Origin of the sequence: Pandoraea oxalativorans (genome assembly GCF_000972785.3) — a bacterium.
Taxonomy (GTDB): domain Bacteria; phylum Pseudomonadota; class Gammaproteobacteria; order Burkholderiales; family Burkholderiaceae; genus Pandoraea; species Pandoraea oxalativorans.
The window spans coordinates 2,062,031-2,076,284 of record NZ_CP011253.3; the positions used below are offsets into that span (position 1 = coordinate 2,062,031).

General features: G+C 63.0%; 11 protein-coding genes and 1 tRNA gene. 9 read left to right on the forward strand and 3 right to left on the reverse strand.

Annotated elements, in window-relative coordinates:
- The first annotated feature begins 120 nt into the window (after window positions 1-120).
- The 3 genes from MB84_RS09315 to MB84_RS09325 all read left to right on the forward strand — a co-directional run bounded on the left by MB84_RS09315 (window position 121) and on the right by MB84_RS09325 (window position 2,083).
- Window positions 121-214: transfer RNA gene (locus MB84_RS09315), tRNA-Ser, on the forward strand.
- A gap of 121 nt (window positions 215-335) precedes the next feature.
- Window positions 336-677, forward strand: coding sequence for an FKBP-type peptidyl-prolyl cis-trans isomerase (locus tag MB84_RS09320; protein WP_039399124.1), 342 nt, complete (start codon window positions 336-338; stop codon window positions 675-677).
- A gap of 155 nt (window positions 678-832) precedes the next feature.
- Window positions 833-2,083, forward strand: a complete 1,251-nt coding sequence (locus MB84_RS09325) for an MFS transporter (protein ID WP_046291580.1) — start codon at window positions 833-835, stop codon at window positions 2,081-2,083.
- Between the two features lie 97 nt (window positions 2,084-2,180).
- Here MB84_RS09325 and MB84_RS09330 read toward each other — a convergent pair whose 3' ends face one another.
- Window positions 2,181-3,077, reverse strand: coding sequence for an aspartyl/asparaginyl beta-hydroxylase domain-containing protein (locus tag MB84_RS09330; RefSeq protein ID WP_046291581.1), 897 nt, complete (start codon window positions 3,075-3,077; stop codon window positions 2,181-2,183).
- 303 nt (window positions 3,078-3,380) lie between these two features.
- Here MB84_RS09330 and MB84_RS09335 point away from each other — a divergent pair, with 303 nt between their 5' ends.
- The 5 genes from MB84_RS09335 (at window position 3,381) to MB84_RS09355 (ending at window position 10,148) form a co-directional block, all read left to right on the forward strand.
- Entirely contained in the window at window positions 3,381-5,378 is a 1,998-nt protein-coding gene (locus MB84_RS09335) for an extracellular solute-binding protein (protein WP_084010024.1), read from the forward strand.
- 2 nt (window positions 5,379-5,380) lie between these two features.
- On the forward strand, window positions 5,381-6,436 hold the full coding sequence (locus tag MB84_RS09340) for a microcin C ABC transporter permease YejB (RefSeq protein ID WP_046291582.1): 1,056 nt from the start codon (window positions 5,381-5,383) through the stop codon (window positions 6,434-6,436).
- 1 nt (window position 6,437) lies between these two features.
- Entirely contained in the window at window positions 6,438-7,532 is a 1,095-nt protein-coding gene (locus MB84_RS09345) for an ABC transporter permease (RefSeq protein WP_046291583.1), read from the forward strand.
- Window positions 7,529-9,124, forward strand: coding sequence for an ABC transporter ATP-binding protein (locus tag MB84_RS09350; RefSeq protein WP_046291584.1), 1,596 nt, complete (start codon window positions 7,529-7,531; stop codon window positions 9,122-9,124). The genes MB84_RS09345 and MB84_RS09350 overlap by 4 nt, the downstream gene beginning before the upstream one ends.
- A gap of 322 nt (window positions 9,125-9,446) precedes the next feature.
- Window positions 9,447-10,148, forward strand: a complete 702-nt coding sequence (locus MB84_RS09355) for a C40 family peptidase (protein WP_084009689.1) — start codon at window positions 9,447-9,449, stop codon at window positions 10,146-10,148.
- Between the two features lie 184 nt (window positions 10,149-10,332).
- Here the strand turns inward: MB84_RS09355 and MB84_RS09360 are convergent, their stop codons facing one another.
- Window positions 10,333-11,295, reverse strand: a complete 963-nt coding sequence (locus MB84_RS09360) for a patatin-like phospholipase family protein (RefSeq protein WP_065225840.1) — start codon at window positions 11,293-11,295, stop codon at window positions 10,333-10,335.
- Window positions 11,296-11,827: 532 nt separating this feature from the next.
- Here MB84_RS09360 and MB84_RS09365 point away from each other — a divergent pair.
- Window positions 11,828-12,883: a Fe(3+) ABC transporter substrate-binding protein gene (locus MB84_RS09365; protein WP_046291585.1), complete on the forward strand. Its 1,056-nt coding sequence runs from the start codon at window positions 11,828-11,830 to the stop codon at window positions 12,881-12,883.
- 138 nt (window positions 12,884-13,021) lie between these two features.
- Here MB84_RS09365 and MB84_RS09370 read toward each other — a convergent pair whose 3' ends face one another.
- Window positions 13,022-14,053: a tetratricopeptide repeat protein gene (locus MB84_RS09370; protein ID WP_046291586.1), complete on the reverse strand. Its 1,032-nt coding sequence runs from the start codon at window positions 14,051-14,053 to the stop codon at window positions 13,022-13,024.
- Window positions 14,054-14,254: the final 201 nt, after the last annotated feature.

Genomic DNA, 14,254 nt, shown 5'->3' on the forward strand with positions numbered 1-14,254 from the left:
GTGCATGACAGGTACGCAAAAAAAGTTGGGTTTCGATGCGGATAATGTTTGACGGCATCGAGAACAGCCGGTAGTATCACGGTCTCGTTGCATCACCTCCCTGGTGCGACGACAAGTTTGGGAGACGTGGCCGAGAGGTCGAAGGCACTCCCCTGCTAAGGGAGCATCTGGGCCAAAACCTGGATCGAGGGTTCGAATCCCTCCGTCTCCGCCAAGTCGCCTTGGCGGAACACCCCCGGCTCTTCGCGGAGAGCCGGGGGTTTTTTCTTTCCAGAGTTCGCGCGTTGGCGATACCTCGCGCGTCGATATCCTCTCTTCTTCGAGCGAGAACAACCATGTCGACTGTCACTACCGATTCCGGCCTGCAATACGAAGACCTGCAAGTGGGCGATGGCGCTGAAGCCACCCCGGGCAAGACCGTGACCGTGCATTACACGGGCTGGCTCACCGACGGCAAGAAATTCGATTCCAGCAAAGACCGTAACGATCCGTTCGCCTTCGTGCTTGGCGGCGGCATGGTGATTCGCGGTTGGGACGAAGGCGTTGCCGGCATGAAGGTCGGCGGCAAGCGCAAACTCATTATTCCGGCCGAACTTGGCTACGGTGCACGCGGCGCAGGCGGCGTGATTCCGCCGAACGCCACCCTGGTCTTCGAGGTCGATCTGTTGGACGTCTGAAGCATCGAAACGCCGCCCGAACCACACTGAGGCGGCACAGTCGAAGCAACAGACACCCCCGGTGCCTCGCAGGCACCGGGGGTGTTGTCTTTTGGAGTTCAAATACATGTGTGCCGACGTCACGAGCGTGGGTCGCACAAAGGAGCCTTTACGAGGTGTCTCACTCTGTAAGTCCGCTGTCCCCCAGGTCGCCCGTCTCGAGATTCTGGTTTCCCTTTTCGCTGGTGCTTTTCGAGTTCGCGGTCTACATCTCCAACGACATGATCATGCCCGGCATGCCGCTCGTCACGCGCGAGTTCGGCGCGTCTGCGGAAATGACCACGCTGGCGCTGACCGCCGCCATGCTCGGCAACGCGAGTCTGCAATGGCTGCTGGGCCCGCTCGCCGACCGCTTCGGTCGCCGTCGTGTGCTGCTTTGTGGCCTTGTCATGTTCATCGTCGCGTGTCTGGCGGTGCATTACGTGCAAACGATGCCGCAGTTCATCGCGCTGCGCTTTCTGCAAGGTATGGGCTGCTGCTTCGTGCTGACGGTGGGGTACCCGACGGTGCATGAAGCGTTCGAGGAGAAGACCGCCGTGCGTGTGATGGCGCTCATGGCGAACGTGTCGCTGCTCTCACCGCTGTTCGGGCCGCTCGCGGGTGCTGCCGTCGTGTCGTTCTGGCCGTGGCGCAGCATTTTCTGGCTGATTGCCATCGTCGCGGTGTTCTCGTTCGTCGGGTTGTATCGCACGATGCCCGAGTTGTCGCGTCACGATCGTAACGCGCTGAACGCGAGGCAACTTTGGGCCGGCTACAAGCTGCCGCTTTCCAGTGGACGGTTCTGGCGCGGCGCGGTGCTCACGGGGCTGGCGGTGACGCCATTGCTCACGTGGATCGCGCTCGGGCCGGTGTTCCTGATCGAGCGCGCCGGGCTGTCGCAGATGCAGTACGCCATGCTGCAAGTGCCGGTGTTCGCGGCGCTGATTCTCGGCAACGTGCTGCTCGCGCGTCAGGTGGGGCGCTGGTCGAACGGGCGTCTGCTGGCGACCGGCGTGGCGGCCATGCTGATCGGTGCGGCAGTGTCGCTCGTCGGCACCGCCATCCTCGCGCCGGGCTATCCGGCGCTGCTGATCGGCACGACGCTGCACGCGTTCGGCATGGGCATGTGCTACGGCGTGGTGTATCGCCAGTCGCTGTTCGCCGTCGACAGTCCCAACCGGGCGACGGTCGCAGGCATGCTCAGCATGATCACCATCGTCGTGGCCGTGGCCGTCATCGAAGCGATGAAGTTCGCCTACCTGCATTTCGGCGATGCCGCGCTGGGCATCGGTGCGATGCTGGCGGCGGCGCTCGTCGCGGTGCTCGCGGCGAATTTCGTCCCGCCGCCGACGCAAGACGCGCTCGCGCAGCCCGCACGAAAGGCGTAATGCCGACGGTTTCATTCGTCACAATGAAAAACGCCAGCGAAGACGATTTCGCTGGCGTTTTTCGTGTGGGTGACGGATGCCCCGTCAACAACCGCGATCAACCATGCGCGCGTTCGTCGGCGACCGTTTCCGCATGCGTGTCTTTCGCCGCACCGCTCTGGGCGGGTGGGGTGCCGGATGGTGCGCCCGATGGCGATGCAGACGTGGCTGTCGATGCCGTTGGCGTGGGCGTGGGCGTCGCGTAATAGTCGCGCTCCCACTTCTCGTGATTGGTCTTGGCTTGCTGCAACTCCGGTGTGAGCGGGGCAAACGACAGCAGCAGTTTGTTGAGCCATGAGACAGGTGCTTTGCAAGGACGCTCGAAGTCGACGAACAGCACCACGCGCGTCTCGTCGGTGTCGTTGTGCACCTGATGCTCATAGGCGTCGTCGAAGATCACGGCGCGATTCGCCTGCCAGACATAGCGTTGTCCATCGACCTCGATCCAGCACTTCTCGCGCTCGCGCGGCACTTTCAATGCCAGATGCAGCCGCAGCACACCGTTGTACGGGCCGCGATGCAGCGGAATCTTCTTGCCCGGCGACAGAATCGAGAAGAAAGCCGTGCGAAGGCCCGGAATGCCGTCGAGGGCGGCGGCAGTCGCGGGGCAGCGGGCGAGGTTGCGCTCGGCACGCATGCCGTAGCCGAGGAAAACGAATGTCTGCCACTGGTGGTCTTGCGTGATGGTGGCGACGTCGGGAGAGATCTCGTGGAACGCGGGCAGGCGCCCCGGTGTGGCGAGCACGGCTTCGAGTTCGCGGGCGATGGCCGGTGCCTGGGCCTCGATCGCTTCGACCCAGGGGAACTGGGCGTTATCGAAAATGGGCTTGTCGCCAACCAGCGAGTGACGGGCAATACTCCGTTGCGCCGCTTCCACACACTGAAAGAAAAATCTGGCGAGCCAGCGGGGCAGGGTACGGTTGGGGTTCTGCGCGGGCGATCGTGTGGCACTCAACGTCGGCCTCCAGGGCGGAAATGAGGGAACCGGGCCGCCGAGCTTGTGTCTTTCAGTGCGGTGAACGCCGGGCTTTTGGGTACAATTGTCGCGCGGTCCGGCCGTGACGCCAAGCCTCATGCGGGAAATGTGCGTGAGGGCGTGGTTACGGGATGTTTCTGGCGGATCGAAGGGGCGGGGCTGGATGCGTCCGGACCCCGGGGCAGGCTGGCGCTGGCCGACCAACACAGGAGACGCATGAACGCGCGCACAACACGGCATCCACACATGAACCGGGGCTCGCTCCACAGTTTCGTGACCTCTATGGCGTCATCGCTTCTCCCGACGCCGCGCGCCGATCTTGCCGTTTCTTCCGTTCGCGCCGTGCGCTTCGGCTTCCGGCGCATTTCCCGAGTGCTCACGGTGTCGCGCACTGCGCCCGTCGCAGCGGCACTGGCTGCCGGTCTGCTGGCGACGTCCCCGGCGCACGCGAAGTACGCCATCGCCCAGTACGGTGAGCCGAAGTATCCGCAGGGGTTCACGCACTTCGATTACGTCAATCCCGATGCGCCGCGCGGCGGCACGTTGACGCTCGCGAACCCCGACCGTCGCACCAGCTTCGATAAATTCAATCCGTTCACATTGCGAGGCACGTCTGCGCCCGGCGTGTCCGGCCTCATGTTCGAGACACTCGGTATCGGCAGCGCCGACGAGCCTGCGACCGTCTACGGTCTGCTGGCCGACGACATCGCCGTTGCACCCGACGGCGCCTCCGTCACGTTCCACCTCAACCCGGCGGCGCGGTTCAACAACGGCGACCCGGTCACGGCGCAGGACGTCAAATATTCCTTCGACACATTGATGAGCCCGCAGTCGGCACCCGGTTTCAAGGTGATGCTCGCCGATGTGAAGGGCGTGAGCGTGCTCGACAACGGTCGTGTGCGGTTCGATTTCAAGCGCGTGAGCCCCGATTTGCCGCTGCTCGTGGCGACGGTACCCGTCTTCTCGCCCAAGTGGAGCGTGGGGGCGGACGGCAAGAAGAAGGCCTTCGATGCGCTGACCTTCGAGCGTCCGGTGGCGAGTGGTCCCTATCTGATCGAATCGTACGACGGCGGACGTCGCATCACCTTCCGGCGCGACCCGAAGTATTGGGGCAACGACCTGCCGGTGCGACGCGGCACCTACAACTTCGAGCGCATCGTCTACAAGCTGTACTCCGACGACATCGTGCGGCTCGAAGGCTTCAAGGCGGGCGAGTTCGACGCGATCACCGAATACCGTGCCCGGAGTTGGGTGCGCAGTTACGTCGGCAAGCGCTTCAAGGACGGTGAGCTGATCAAGCGTGAGTTCTCGCATCACAACGCGGCGGGCATGCAGGGTTTCATCGTGAACACGCGTCGCGACTTGTTCAAAGACGTGCGCGTGCGCAAGGCGCTCGATCTCGCGCTCGACTATCAGTGGCTTAACCGTCAACTGTTCTACAACCAGTATCAGCGCATCTACAGCTACTTCACGAACAGCGACCTCGCCGCACGCGGCATGCCCGGCGAGGCGGAGTTGAAACTGCTCGAACCGCTGCGCAAGAAGCTCGACCCGGCGGTATTCGGGCCGATGGTCGTGCAACCGACGACGACGCCTCCCGCGAGCCTGCGCGACAATCTGCGCGAGGCGCGCGAACTGCTGGCGCAGGCGGGCTGGACGTACCGCGACGGTGCGCTGCGTAATGCGAAGGGCGAACCGTTCGTCTTCGAGTTTCTCGACGATGGCGGGGCGATGGGACCGGTGGCGTCGGCCTATGCCCGCAATCTCGCGAAGCTCGGCATCACGCTCAATTTCCGTCAGAGCGATTTCGCGCTCTATCAAAAGCGCATCGAGACGTTCGACTTCGACATGATCTCGCTGCGCTATCCCGATTCGCAGATTCCCGGCACCGAACTGCTGGACCGCTTCGGCAGCCAGTCGGCGAACGTGGATGGGTCGGATAACGTGATCGGCCTGAAGGATCCGGCGGTCGATTCGCTGCTTGGCAGCCTCGTGCGCGCGCATACCTACGACGATCTCGTTGCCGCCGCGCGTGCGCTCGACCGGGTGCTGATGCACGGCTATTACATCGTGCCGCACTGGTTCTCGTCGACGCATCGCATGGCGTTCAAACGCAATCTGCAATTCCCGGAGAAACTGCCGTTGTACTTCACCGCCGAAGGCTGGCTCGTCTCGATGTGGTGGGATGGTGGCGCGAACGCGGCGAAGGGTGAGCCGCAAGGCGCGTCCGCCTCGGCAACTTCGGCAGCTTCAGCAGCTTCGAAAGGAGCGACCCGTTAATCATGTGGTCCTACATACTCAAACGACTGCTGATCATGATTCCGACGTTGCTCGGCGTGATTACGCTGACCTTCGCGGTGATTCAGTTCGTCCCCGGCGGCCCCGTCGAGCAGGTGATGCTCGAACTCAAAGGGCGTGGCGGCGGTGGCGAGGCCAGCGGGGGCGGAGGCGGCAGCGACTATCGCGGACGTCGCGGCATCGACGCCCAACAACTCGCCCAGATCAAAGCACTCTACGGTTTCGACAAGACGCCGATGGAGCGTTACTGGCTCATGCTCAAACGCTTCGCGCGCTTCGATCTCGGGCAGAGCTACTTCCATCACCAGAGTGTGTGGTCGCTGATCGTCTCGAAGCTGCCGGTGTCGATTTCGCTGGGACTATGGACGTTCTTCCTCACTTACCTGATATCGGTGCCGTTGGGTATCGCCAAGGCGGTGCGCAACGGGTCTCGCTTCGATACGCTTACGAGTCTGGTCGTGCTGGTGGGCTACGCCATCCCCGGCTTCGTGCTCGGCGTCTTGCTGCTGGTGCTGTTCGGCGGCGGCACCTTCTGGCAATTGTTCCCATTGCGCGAACTCGTCTCGGATAACTGGAGCGACCTGTCGTGGCCAGCGAAGATCATGGACTATCTGTGGCACATCACGTTGCCGGTGACGGCGTCCGTGGTCGGTAGCTTTGCCGTCATCACCATGCTGACGAAAAATGCATTCCTCGACGAAATCCGCCGTCAGTACGTGCTGACGGCGCGCGCTAAAGGTTTGTCCGAGCGCAAGGTGTTGTTCAAGCACGTGTTCCGTAATGCGCTGATTCCGCTTATCACCGGTTTCCCTGCTGCATTCATCGGCGCGTTCTTCGCGGGCAGTCTGCTGATCGAGACGTTGTTCTCGCTCGACGGGCTCGGCCGTCTGTCGTATGAATCGGTACAGCGCCGCGACTATCCGGTCGTGCTCGGTTCGCTGTATCTGTTCACGCTCATCGGGCTGGTGACCAAGCTCATCTCCGACCTCTGCTACGTGCTGGTCGATCCGCGTATTCAATTCGATCGAGTGGAGCACTGACGTGACCCGATCCGCCACGCCATCGCAACGCCCGACGTCCTATACCGCATCGCGCTCACCGCGCTGGCGTGTCTGGCGGCGCTTTCGCAGCCACCGGCTCGGTTACTGGAGCCTTGTCGCCTTCGTCGTGCTGTTCGGCATCAGCCTGTTTGCCGAAGTCATCGCCAACGACAAACCGTGGGTCGTGCGCTACGAGGGGCAGTGGTACTTCCCGCTGGTGAAGACGTACCCCGAAGCGACCTTCGGCGGCGACTTCCCAACGCCGACGGACTATCTCGATCCGTTCATCGAAGACCGCATTCGCGCGGGCGATAACTTCGCGATTTATCCGCCGGTGCGCTACAGCTACGACACCATCAACTACTTTGCAAAGGTGCCGAACCCGGCGCCGCCGTCGTCCGAAAACTGGCTCGGCACGGACGATCGTGGCCGCGACGTCTTCGCGCGGCTGCTCTATGGTTTCCGGCTATCCGTGATCTTTGCACTGGCGCTCACCGTCTCGGGCACACTGCTTGGTATGCTCGCCGGTGCGGTGCAGGGCTTTTACGGCGGACGCATCGACCTCACGTTGCAGCGACTGATCGAAATCTGGGGATCGTTGCCCGAGTTGTATCTGCTCATCATCTTCGCGTCGATCTTCGAGCCGCATTTATGGCTGTTGTTCGTGCTGCTGTCGCTGTTCGGCTGGATCGGACTGTCCGACTACGTGCGGGCCGAATTCCTGCGTAATCGTCAGTTGGATTACGTGCGCGCGGCGCGGGCAATGGGGCTGTCGAACTGGCAGATCATTCGACGTCACGTATTGCCCAACAGCATGACGCCGGTGATCACGTTCCTGCCGTTCCGTATGAGCGGGGCGATTCTGGCGCTGACCAGTCTGGACTTCCTCGGGCTGGGTGTGCCGCCGCCGACACCGAGCCTTGGCGAACTGCTCAACCAAGGCAAGGCGAATCTCGACGCGTGGTGGATTTCGCTGGCGACGTTCGTCGTGCTCGTACTGACGTTGTTGTTGCTTACGTTCATGGGAGACGCCTTGCGCAATGCGCTCGACACGCGTGTCGCGGACAAGCAGGCCGCGGCCGGGGGGGCGATGTGAACGCGCCGCTCCTCAGTATCGAAAATCTCTCGGTGCGCTTCGGCGACACCGAAGCCGTGAAGGATGTGAGCCTTGCCATCGAGCGCGGCGAGCGGGTCGCGCTCGTCGGCGAATCGGGCTCGGGCAAGAGCGTGACGGCGCTCGCCATTCTGCGTCTGTTGCAGGACGCGCAGATTCAGGGGCGCATTCTGCTCGACGGCGTGGATCTCGCGTCGGTGAGCGAGCGCGAAATGCGCGGGCTGCGCGGCAACGACGTCGCCATGATCTTCCAGGAACCGATGACGGCGCTCAATCCGCTCTATCCGGTCGGTGAGCAGATTGCCGAAGCGCTGGAGCTGCACGAAGGGCTGTCCAAGAAGGACGCCAGGTCGCGTGCCATCGAACTGCTGCGCCGCACGGGCATTCCCGAGCCGGAGCGTCGCGTGTCGCATTTCCCGCATGAGCTCTCGGGTGGTCAGCGCCAGCGGGCCATGATCGCGATGGCGCTTGCCTGTCGTCCCAAGCTGTTGCTGGCGGACGAGCCGACCACGGCGCTCGACGTCACCATCCGCGCGCAGATCATCGAATTGCTACTGGAGTTGCAGCGCGATGCCGCCGAGAAGCGCGGCATGGCGGTGCTGCTCATCACCCACGATCTGAATCTGGTGCGCCGCTTCGCGCAGCGTGTGGCGGTGATGGAGAAGGGCGTGCTGGTCGAGTGCGCCGACACGGAGACGCTGTTCACGAATCCGCAGCATCCGTATACGCGCAAGCTCATCGACAGCCGTCCGCAGCGGGAGATTCATCCGGTGCTCCCGATCGCGCCGGTGTTGCTCGAAGGGCGGGGCGTGACGGTGGACTATGCGACGGCGCAGCCGGGCGTGCGCGGCTGGTTCCGGCGCGGTCGATTCCGGGCAGTGCATCCGGTCGATTTGTCGCTGCGTCAGGGCGAGACGCTCGGGGTGGTCGGCGAGTCGGGGTCGGGCAAGACGACGCTGGCGATGGCCATGCTCGGACTTCAGCACACGAGCGCGGGGCAGATCGAGTTCCAGGGCGAGCCGCTGGCGTCGTATCGCGGCACGAAACAGCGCACCTTGCGCTCACGCATGCAGATCGTGTTTCAGGACCCGTTCGGCTCGTTGTCGCCGCGCATGACGATCGAGGAAATCGTGGGCGAAGGGTTGGCGTTACATCGCCCGCAGATGAGCGAAGACGAGCGGCGGGCCAAGGTGGCGGAAACGCTGCGCGAAGTCGGCATCGACGCGCGCGCCATGTCGCGCTACCCGCACGAGTTTTCCGGTGGTCAACGGCAACGGATTGCCATTGCCCGCGCGCTTATCGTCGATCCGCAAATTCTCGTGCTCGATGAGCCAACGAGCGCGCTCGACGTGTCGATTCAGCAGCAGGTACTCCATCTGCTGGCCCAATTGCAGATCAAGTACAACCTGAGTTACCTCTTCATCAGCCACGATCTGGCGGTCATGCGGGCGATGGCGCACCGGGTTCTGGTGTTCAAGGACGGCCATCTGGTGGAGCAGGGCGATACGGAATCGGTATTTTTTGACCCGCAGAACGCCTACACCCGGGAGCTGGTTGCGGCGGCCATGCTGTAGGTCCGTGTCATTGCCGTGAAACGTCACATAACGTCGCAGAACATCGGCTAAATCGCAAACGCTTGATTGTTAATGAAAATTTCCTGATTGCGCTGATTGTTTTTTTCTATTACCTTTTGACATCATGTGACGTTCACATTACTATCGCGTACCAATTAAGTTGATTATTCAACGAGTTAACCGGTCTCGTCAGAGGTCGGTTCATGCAACAAGTTCGGCGGTGGGTCAGCCGGGCGTGACTCGAAGGTTTTCAACACAGCAGCATTCTGTTGCAACTGACGAGCTACTTATCGGCCATCCGACTCAACCAACCCGGCAACCAATGCAGACGAAACCTCCGCGCACCCGCAAGACACTCCTTCTCGCGTTCACTGCCGCTGGCCTCGTCACCGCCTCGTTGACGGCGAAGGCTGACGACTACAACAATGGCCCGACCGCCGCAGCCCGCGCTGCCGCAGCGGCCATTCAAGCCAGCAACGCTTCCCCGAACACCGCAAACGTTACCACCGTGCCCACCGACGCTGCTCAGCCGGTCGTCGAAGAGTCGCGTGTGCAACGTGCGCAGAAGCTGCTGTCGAATGTGACGGACAAGGCGTCGGACGTCGTGCTTGGCGCGCTGAACTACATCGGCGTTCGTTACAAGTACGGTGGCAACACGCCGGACAGCGGTCTGGATTGCAGCGGCTTCGTGCGCTATGTGTTCCAGGACACGCTCAATTTCATGCTGCCGCGCCGCTCGGAAGAAATGAGCCAGGTGGGCGAGCGCATTGCCAAGACCGATTTGAAGCCGGGCGATCTGGTGTTCTTCAACACCATGCGTCGCAGCTTCTCTCACGTCGGTATCTATATTGGCGGCGACAAGTTCGTGCACGCCCCGGCAACGGGCGGCAAGATCCGCGTGGAAGACCTGCGCGAATCGTACTGGTCGGCCCGCTACAACGGCGCTCGCCGTGTCGAGACGCTCAAGGCCAGCGCCGAACTCACGCGCGTCGAGCAGCTCTTCAAGAACGACCACCCGATGTAAGTCGTCGATTCCCGCGAACAGCGCGGGGTTCGACGCAACTGAAAATGCCGCCCATAGGGCGGCATTTTTTATTGGGCGCGAGCAGCGGGCGCGTTGCGCCGGGCGTCATATGCCTTCAGGAGGCGACGTTTCGCCGTGCGGGTGGCGCGCGCCGCCGATCCGACCGACGGGCGGCGCATCGTGCTTAGCGTAAGGCCTGCGGCATGCCTTTAGGCGCTTCCGACTGGGCGTCGGCCAGTTTGCGCTGGATCTCCGGCCACATCCTGGCGACGGCTTCCTCGCCCGCCAGAATCGCCCGGTTGCGCCCCTGGAAGTCCGAAGCCGCCATCTTCGCCAGCGACGGACGAATGACGACGTCCGCATTCTTCTCCAACTCGTATTGCTTGGTCGACTGTCCCATGATCGTAAACGTCTGCGTCAGGATGTCGAACTGGCCTTGCGTGGCCTGCGCCGTCGGATTGGCCGAGATGTCGACGGCAATGACAAAGTCCGCCCCCATCTGACGCGCATACTCCGCCGGTACCGGCGCAACGAGCCCGCCGTCGACGTAATCGCGGTTGCCGATATGCACCGGCTCGAATACGCCCGGCACGCTGCTCGACGCACGCACCGCTTGCCCGGTGTTGCCGCGACGGAACAGAATCGGCGCGCCGCTCTGCAAATCCGTGGCGACGATGCCCAACTGGCGCGGCATCTGCTCGATCGTGCGGTCCTTGAGCACCTTGTTGACGTACGACTGGAGCGCCTCGCCGCGCAACATGCCGCGCGAGCGGAACGGCATCGTCCAGTCGCTGATCGAGGCCTCGTCCATCGTCGATGCCAGACGGTTCAGCTGAAAGCCGTTCAGGCCCGAGGCGTACATCGCCCCCACGACGCTCCCGGCACTGGTGCCGACCACGATATCGGCATGAATCCCGCGGGCTTCGAGTGCCTTGATGACACCGACGTGTGCGAAGCCGCGTGCGGCCCCGCCACCGAGCGCCAGACCGATCTTGAGCGGACGGATGACCTTGGGCGGGGTCATGGGCGTGACGGGTATCGTCGGCGTCTGAGCGACCGGCGGGACCGTCGTGGTCGGCGCCGGGGAGGACGTGTCTTGCGAAACGGTCGGCGGTGCGCTGGCACACCCGGCAATCAGGGCGGCCACGGCGAGCGCGGCGAAGGAGGTGCGCGCGGTTCGTGCGGGACTTGGCCTGCGTGAGCCACTGATCTGGCGGGCAGACGCGGGGGCGGGCACGGACACAACGGGGGCATCGGCGGCTGCGGACTTCGCAGCGCGACGCAAAATAGAGATCGACGACAACAAGGGGAAACTCCGGCAGGGCAGGACAGACGCGCACGGCACCTTGAATCGTTGTGATGGGGCGGCCGGTGCGTCGACGCGCAATTTTACGGCGATTGGAGCGTCGAGGACACCGATCGGTTCACTTTTCGAGGGTGTCATCAATGGAAGGTGACCTGATGCGGAACCTTTGACGAAGTGCTCCGTCCTATCTGCCGTTACCTGCGTGGTTCCGCGCCACCTCTCGTCGCCGTTCGGCATCTCTCCTCTCCCCGCGATTTTCCCGTCCCCGATAGTGAATATGTGAATCAATGCGAATGGGAATCGTTTGCGTTGGTAAGGATTTTTCATTATCCTGTTCCTCTCTGTAAAACCATGACTGCGAGGGGAATAGCCCATGAAGGCGAAGACGATCGGCAAACTGGCGCGACTGACGGTGCTCGGCACCGCAATGTCCGCAGCATTCGGCGCGCAAGCGGACACTCATGGCGTGCTGAATCTGTACTCGGCACGTCACTACCAGACCGACGAGCAGCTTTATGGCACGTTCACCAAGCAGACCGGCATCAAGATCAATCGCATCGAGGCAGACGACGCAGCGCTGCTGGAGCGTCTGAAGAACGAAGGGGCGAAGAGCCCGGCAGACGTCATCCTCATGGTCGACGCGGCGCGTCTGGCGAAAGCGGACGAAGCCGGTCTGTTCCAGCCGACCAAGTCGGCCACGCTCGACGCGCGTATTCCGGCCAAGCTGCACGCTGCGAGTTCGAAGGCGGGCACGGATTGGTACGGCTTCTCCACGCGTGCGCGCGTTATCGTCTACAACAAGGACAAGGTCGATCCGAAGACGGTGCAGACGTACGCGTCGCTGGTCGATCCGTCGCACAAGGGGCAGGTCTGCACGCGCTCGGGATCGCACCCGTACATGCTCTCGCTGGTGGGCGCGCTGGTCGCACGTGAAGGTGCGCAGGCGACCCAGAAGTGGGCGGAAGGCATGGTGGCAAACTTCGCTCGTGCGCCGCGCGGTGGCGACACCGATCAGATCAAGGCCGTGGCGACGGGCGAGTGCGGCGTAGCGCTTGCCAACTCCTATTACTACGTGCGCATGGCGCGCTCGGATAAGCCGGAAGACAAGGCGCTCATGTCGAAGGTCGGTTTCATCTGGCCGGATCAGGCGGGCAAGGGCACGCATGTGAACGTGGCGGGGGCGGGCATTGCCAAGCACGCGCCGAACCACGCGAATGCCGTCAAGTTCCTCGAATATCTGGCGAGCGACGAAGCGCAGCAATACTTCGCCAACGGCAACAACGAGTGGCCGGCCGTGCCGACGACGAAGGTCGACAACGCGGCGCTCGCCGCCCTCGGCGAGTTCAAGGCGGAAGACGTGCCCATCGGCACGATCGCCAAAAATCTGCCGGAAGCCCAGCGCATTCTCGATCGTGCGGGCTACAAGTGATGCGGTGATGGGAAGGGCGTCGTGAGGTCATGACGTCCTGAAAAAACGGGCGCCGGAGAGAGTCCGGCGCCCGTTTTCGTTTGAGGCGTTGCTCGCTCATGACGTCGATCGTGCGATGCCCGACGACGCCATGCCAGTTCACTCTTCCAGCAGATCGCCTTCTTCGCCCGGCTGGTACATGTGGTAATCGCCCGTGGCGTAGACACCCTTGTAGGCCGTCGACGATGCGGCTTCGGCATCCTCGTCGTCATCGGTCTCGATGGGGTGCGTCTCGGCAATACGAAGCGATTCGCGCACCTGCGGCGGTTCGCATTCGGCGATCAGACGCAGCGCCTCGGCTTCGTCGTCCGCCACGACGTCGTAAGTGGTCACGAACTCCGGGGCGGGGCCATCCGGATCTTCGTCTTCCAGCGGCTCGTACCATTGGCCTTCCACGATCAGATGCATCGCGCGGGCGGTGTCCGACTGTTCATTGCGGGCGGCGCGCAGGGCCCACAGGGCGGCATCGCTCCATTTGTAGCGTTGCACGGCTTCCAGGGCGGTCGCGAGTGCCTTGTCGCGATCGCCCGATTGCTTGTAGGCGTGCGAAAGCTCGGCCAGTACGTCGGCCATCGAGACGTTGCTGCCTTCTTCGTCGTGTTCCTGCGTGCGCAGCGCTTCGTAAGTGGCGATGGCCGCCTTCGGTTCGCCCTGTGCGTTGAGCAGGTGCATGCGCAGTGCGATGGCGTTCTCGATGAAGGCGCGTCCAGTCTGGGCGAGATGCGGGCTTTCGAGCGTGCGGTCGAGGCGTGTTTGTGCGGCTGCGAAATCGCCCTGGCGGGTGAGGGCGTTGGCGTGATTGAAGTCGACGATGACGAGGTCCTCATCCGGCGCGCAATTGCCTGCGGCCTCGTAGGCTTCGATGGCGGCGGGGAAGCGTCCGAGATCGGAGCGATAGTTGCCGAGCAACTGCCAGAGCAGCCAGACGCCGGGTGCGTGGGCGACACCGGCTTCGAGGACCGTCACTGCCTGTTCCATTTCGTCCATGTCGGCGTAGGCCATTGCCTGCACCTCATAGGCGCCCGAGTACTGCATCGACTCAAGCCGTTTGCCGATCTCCAGGGCCGTTTCGGGATCTCCGGCTTCCAGGTGGGCGAAGGCTTCCGCCATCAATTCGTCTTTCTCGGACATTCCAATTTCTCCTTCGGGAACCGCTTTGGGGGAAGGCGTACCGGCGGCAAGCGCACGGTATCGTCCCATCATATAACAGGCATCGTGACAGCCAGCATCGTCGCAGCGCGATGTAATGCGTGGGCGGCACGGCGGGGTGGTCGGGGGCAGGGGGGGCACGCGCCGCAGCGGTGCAATGAAAAAGCCGCGACGGCGTGTCGC

Coding starts and splice junctions, on each gene's coding strand:
- MB84_RS09355 (WP_084009689.1), top strand. CDS start 9,447: ATGCAGACGAAACCTCCGCGCACCCGCAAGACACTCCTTCTCGCGTTC.
- MB84_RS09370 (WP_046291586.1), bottom strand. CDS start 14,053: ATGTCCGAGAAAGACGAATTGATGGCGGAAGCCTTCGCCCACCTGGAA.
- MB84_RS09340 (WP_046291582.1), top strand. CDS start 5,381: ATGTGGTCCTACATACTCAAACGACTGCTGATCATGATTCCGACGTTG.
- MB84_RS09365 (WP_046291585.1), top strand. CDS start 11,828: ATGAAGGCGAAGACGATCGGCAAACTGGCGCGACTGACGGTGCTCGGC.
- MB84_RS09320 (WP_039399124.1), top strand. CDS start 336: ATGTCGACTGTCACTACCGATTCCGGCCTGCAATACGAAGACCTGCAA.
- MB84_RS09335 (WP_084010024.1), top strand. CDS start 3,381: ATGGCGTCATCGCTTCTCCCGACGCCGCGCGCCGATCTTGCCGTTTCT.